Origin of the sequence: Kitasatospora sp. NPDC059803 (assembly GCF_042732255.1) — a bacterium.
Taxonomy (GTDB): domain Bacteria; phylum Actinomycetota; class Actinomycetes; order Streptomycetales; family Streptomycetaceae; genus Kitasatospora.
In genome coordinates, this window is the sequence record NZ_JBHWIJ010000468.1 from 1 (window position 1) to 4,023 (window position 4,023).

At 74.1% G+C, this 4,023-nt stretch carries 5 protein-coding genes; 1 reads left to right on the plus strand and 4 read right to left on the minus strand.

Translation table 11 applies throughout. The annotated features are described in order from the left end of the window. The first annotated feature begins 127 nt into the window (after positions 1-127). On the plus strand, positions 128-1,738 hold the full coding sequence (locus tag ACFV6I_RS38155) for a protein kinase (protein WP_380430747.1): 1,611 nt from the start codon (positions 128-130) through the stop codon (positions 1,736-1,738). A 33-nt stretch (positions 1,739-1,771) separates the two neighbouring features. Here ACFV6I_RS38155 and ACFV6I_RS38160 read toward each other — a convergent pair whose 3' ends face one another. The 4 genes from ACFV6I_RS38160 to ACFV6I_RS38175 form a co-directional block, all read right to left on the minus strand. Further along, a complete protein-coding gene (locus tag ACFV6I_RS38160; protein WP_063351294.1) occupies positions 1,772-2,398 on the minus strand; it encodes a hypothetical protein in 627 nt (208 codons plus the stop codon). Beyond that, the gene (locus ACFV6I_RS38165) at positions 2,395-2,832 is read right to left on the minus strand and encodes a helix-turn-helix domain-containing protein (RefSeq protein ID WP_380430750.1); all 438 of its coding nucleotides are present in this window, start codon (positions 2,830-2,832) and stop codon (positions 2,395-2,397) included. Before ACFV6I_RS38165 ends, ACFV6I_RS38160 begins: the two co-directional genes overlap by 4 nt. Before the next feature lie 88 nt (positions 2,833-2,920). Continuing rightward, a complete protein-coding gene (locus ACFV6I_RS38170; RefSeq protein ID WP_380430752.1) occupies positions 2,921-3,331 on the minus strand; it encodes a VOC family protein in 411 nt (136 codons plus the stop codon). An 85-nt stretch (positions 3,332-3,416) separates the two neighbouring features. Beyond that, positions 3,417-4,023 (minus strand): potassium channel family protein (locus ACFV6I_RS38175; RefSeq protein ID WP_380430755.1); only part of this gene is annotated, 607 nt, incomplete at its 5' end.

A 4,023-nucleotide genomic window follows, 5' to 3' on the forward strand; every position in this document is an offset into this window, starting at 1 on the left:
GGGGACCGCTGCCCGGTCCCCCGACCGCCTCCCCGCCCCCGGCGGTGCGGTCCGGCGGTGCGGCTATCGTGCACAGGTGCACGAGGCGGCCCGGAACACCGGGCACGGCACGTGAGGGGAGTCCCAGGTGATCGGACGGGCGCTGAACGGGCGTTACGAACTCGTCGAGATAATCGGCGTCGGCGGCATGGCCACCGTCTGGCGCGGGCTGGACCACGTGCTGGGCCGTCAGGTGGCCGTCAAGGTCCTCAACGGGGGACTCGCCGACGACCCCCGCTTCGCCGAGCGGTTCAGCCGCGAGGCGCAGCACGCGGCCATGCTGGTGCACCCGAGGATCGTCATGGTCTTCGACTCGGGCGTCGACCAGGGCACGCCGTTCATCGTCATGGAGCTCGTCCACGGCCGTTCGCTCGCCGCCGTGCTGGCGCAGCAGCCGGGTCTGCCGGTGGAACGCGCCGTCGGCATCGCGGCGGCGGTCTGCGAGGCGCTGGCGGTCGCGCACGCGGCCGGGCTGGTCCACCGGGACATCAAACCCGGCAACATCATGATCACCGACGACGGCGGGGTGAAGGTCGTCGACTTCGGCATCGCCCGGGCCGGTTCGTCCAGCAACCTGACCCAGACGGCGAGCGTGCTCGGTACGGCCGCCTACCTGTCGCCCGAGCAGGCCACCGCCTCGCCCCTGGACGGCCGCACCGACCTCTACGCGGTCGGCTGCGTGCTCACCGAAATGCTCACCGGCGAGACGCCGTTCACCGCCGAGACGCCGGTGGCGATCGCCTTCAAGCACGTCAGCGAGCAGCCCCTGCCGCCGTCCTACCGCCGCCTCGGCCTGCCGCCCGCGCTGGACGCGGCCGTGCTGCGCCTGCTCGCCAAGAACCCCGCCGACCGGCCGGCGGACGCCGTCGCGGCGCGGGCCGAACTCCTCTCCACCATCCCCGGGTTGGCGGTCGGCGACCCGACGGCGGAACTCCTCGCCACCGCCGCCGCCACCCAACTTCTGCCGCCCGTACGGCCGGTGAACCCCAACCAGCAGCACACCACCCTGCTCCCGCCGCAGGCCCCGGCCGTCACTTCGCTGATGGCGCCCGTCCCGCAGGCCCCGCCGGCCACTTCGCTGATGGCGCCCGTCCGGCAGGCCCCGCCCGGGGCCGCCGGCCGCAACCGCAACCGCCGCCGCAGGCCCCTCGTCCTCGGCGCACTGGGCGTGGCCGGACTCGCCGGCGTCACCGCCCTGGCCGTCGCCGCCCTGGACGAGCCCGCCGGCAACGCCGCCGCTCCCGCCAAGCCGCCGGCGGCCACCGCCCCCAGCACCCCGGCTGCCGCGCCCAGCACCCCGGCCCGCGCGTCCACCCCCGCGGCGACCCCGACGCCCACCACCGCGGCCCCCACCACCCCGGCCGGTCTCCCCACGGCCCCCAACCCGGGCATTCCCCGCAACCAGGGGGCGGCCCTCCAGCTCAACGCCTTCCGCCAGGCCGTCGTCCAGACCCCGGTCGGAGGCAAGGAGCACGACCGCCAGGCGGAGTTGCTGCGGATCCTCGACGACGCCTCCGCCCGCCTCAACGAGGGCAATCCGGACGACGCGGCCCAGGAGCTCAAGGACGCCCAGAAGGTGATCCGCGACCTGGCCAAGAAGCACGCCATCGACGGCCCCACCAGCGCCAACTGGAACGCCCGCCTCGGCGCCCTGCTGATCACCCTGCACGCCACGGCCGCCGACAACCAGGACTGGTGACCGCAGGGCCCAAGTTCTGTCCGACGGGGCGCTTCAGCGCGCGGCCGCGGGCTGTTCGGCGGCCCAGACGAACCCGTCCGGGTCGGTGAAGGTTCCGGCGGTGCCGCCGATCACGAGCCGGTGCGATCCGCTGCCGTCGGGGGAGACTCCGGCGTCCTTGGCGAGGGCCCGGCGCTTGTACAGCGCGAGCTTGACCGGGCTGGACCCGGTGGCGAACTCGACGTACACCGGGCCGAAGCTCTTCGCCACGGCGAGGCCGCGGTCGACGTAGAACCGCTTGCTCGCGGAGACGTCCGCGACTCCCAGCAGGAGCACGAGCTGGTCGATCCGCCGGGTGGCCGGGCCGGTGTCCTTCTTCGCGGAGGTCGCGATCTTCCAGATCGTCCCGTCCGGGGCCTGGACGACGCCGCCGTAGCCCCAGAGCGACTTCGCGGCGGGCTTGAGGGCGGTGGCGCCGGCGTCGAGGGCGGCGTCGACGAAGCCGTCGACGGTGGCGGGCTGGGACACCGTGAGCGACAGCGTGAACCCGCGGAAGCCGGTGGTCGGCTCCTGCGAGGCCCGCAGGCGCAGCTGCGTGTCCAGGCCGAAGGCGGTGGTGTAGAAGCTGCGGGCGGCCGTGGGGTCGGCGACGTCGAGGATGAGGGAGTCGATGGAAGTCATGTCCTCCACGCTAGGCGCGGCCCGGTGGCCGGGGCTTCTCGAATCCTGACCGGTCCGGGGGCCCGTCGTGCGCGGCGCCGGTAGTCGTCGGGCGGCATGCCGACCAGTTCGGCGAAGCGGGTGCGGAAGGCGTCCGGCGAGGTGCAGCCGACCGCGCGGCGGACCGCGCTGACGCCGAGGCCGCCGCAGCGCAGGAACGCGGCCGCGCGCTCGACGCGACGCGCCATCAGGTAGCCGTACGGCGAGTCGCCGTAGGCCAGCCGGAACTCGCGGCTGAGCTGCCCGGCCGCCAGGCCGGCGTCGCGCGCGAGCGCCAGGACGTCGAGTGGCCGTGCGTACTCGCGGTCGATCCGGTCCCGGACGCGGCGCAGCCGTGCGAGGTCTTTCAGGCGCTGCGCCGCCGCGCGGGCGCGGGCCCACGAGGGGTGACACACGGGAGGACTCCTCTCATCGGGCCCGACTCCGGCCGTCGCGGTCGTCAGGGACTGCACGGCCCGTACGGTCGGCGCGCGGCCGGACGGCTCAGCGCAGCTGCTGGATGCGGATCAGGTTGCCGGCGGGGTCGCGGAAGGCGCAGTCGCGGATGCCGTACGGCTGCTCGGTCGGTTCCTGGACGACCTCGGCGCCGCCGGCCTGCACCGCCCGGAAGGTGTCGTCGAGGTCCCGGGTGGCCAGCAGGATCCAGCCGTAGGTGCCCTTGGCCATCATCTCGGCGATGGTGCGGCGCTCGTCCTCGGTGACCCCGGGGTCGACGGCCGGCGGCGCCAGGAGGATGGAGGTGTCGGGCCGCCCGGCGGGGCCGACGGTGATCCAGCGCATCTTGCCCTGCCCGACGTCGCCGCGGACCTCGAAGCCGAGGACGTCGCGGTAGAAGACCAGGGACGCGTCCGGGTCGTCGTGCGGGAGGACGCTGGTGTGAATGGTGATGTCCATGGCGCCGATGCTAGGTGTGGCCGCGCGGGCGTGCTTCTCGAATCCTGACCGATCGGGCGCGGCCGTCCACAGCCTGTGGACAACGTCACGGCTTGCGGTGGCTCCGGGTCTCGACGTTCGCCCGGATCGCCCGCGACAGCGTCCCCGCCGCCGTGGCGAGGAAGACGAAGGTGTACCCGATCTGCAGGATCACCACGAGGCGGGGCGCCTGTGCGGCCGGGGTGATGTCGCCGTAGCCGACGGTGGCCAGGGTGACGACGGTGAAGTACAGGGCGTCGAGCCGGGTGACCAGCCCATCGAAATCGCCCGGACGGGCGGCCATGACGTAGTAGGTCGCGGCGAAGATGGTCATCGCGAGGAAGATCAGGAAGGACAGCCAGGCCACCGGGCGCTTCGCGTCGCCCCGCAGCACGGCGGTGGTCTTCGCCAGCAGCAGGCCGCTCAGGCCGACCAGCGCGGCGGTGAACACGAGCCAGCTGAGGACGGGGTGGTGGTAGCCGAGCCGGCGCAGGGGGAGAATCCAGTACGCGAGGATCAGCGCGGTGCAGGCGCCCAGCAGCCAGAGCGCGGACCTCGGGTCGACCCGGCCTTGCGGTGGTGGTGGCTGGCTTCCGGACATCGCGTCCAGCCTGCGGCCGCGCCGGGTCGGGCGCGTCCCGGGCTGGGCCGTTCGGGCCGGACCGTCCGGGGGC